This window comes from Bartonella sp. AA83SXKL (assembly GCF_042196965.1).
In the GTDB taxonomy this organism is placed as follows: domain Bacteria; phylum Pseudomonadota; class Alphaproteobacteria; order Rhizobiales; family Rhizobiaceae; genus Bartonella.
The window spans coordinates 1-516 of sequence record NZ_JBHIRG010000364.1 but is presented as its reverse complement, the minus strand read 5'-3'; the positions used below and the strand labels follow the sequence as shown (position 1 = coordinate 516).

The 516-nt window shown below is 34.7% G+C and carries 1 protein-coding gene; it reads right to left on the bottom strand.

Features of this window, described 5'->3' with window-relative positions; genetic code table 11:
• Window positions 1-176: 176 nt before the first annotated feature.
• Window positions 177-516 (bottom strand): ACT domain-containing protein (locus tag ACFINO_RS11645; protein ID WP_375656016.1); only part of this gene is annotated, 340 nt, incomplete at its 5' end.

Below are 516 nucleotides of genomic sequence, written 5' to 3'. Positions count from 1 at the left end.
TAAAATCTTCTGAGTTGTGGGCATATGAAAAATCCTACTGAATGAGTACTTCAAAAAACATGAATATTTATTGCAAAGCATTTTAAATAAAGTTTTTGACAAAGATGAGAACTTTCTACAAGAAAAAAAGCACTCAAGCTTTCTCTTCGGCTATTATATAAAACAAAATGTCAATTCTACACCATAGGTTCGATACGAATAAATTGAGACTTTGCAACAAGATGACCATCTTTTTCAATTGCAGCAAGCGCTTGTTGTACATTCACTTCTGTTGTTTCATGGGTTATTAAAATAATTGTTTTCACACTCTGACTTTCTACAAAAGACCTTTGAACAATCGATTCTAATGAGATGTGATTACCAGCCATATGCTTTGCAACCGCTGCAAAAACACCAGCACGATCATGAACATTCAAACGAATAAAATACCCACCAGCATGATGCGAAATACGTGCTTTTTTATGAGGAGCAAGCCCCAATGCTGGATTTCTTAAAACAGGTGCATACTGAAAACCA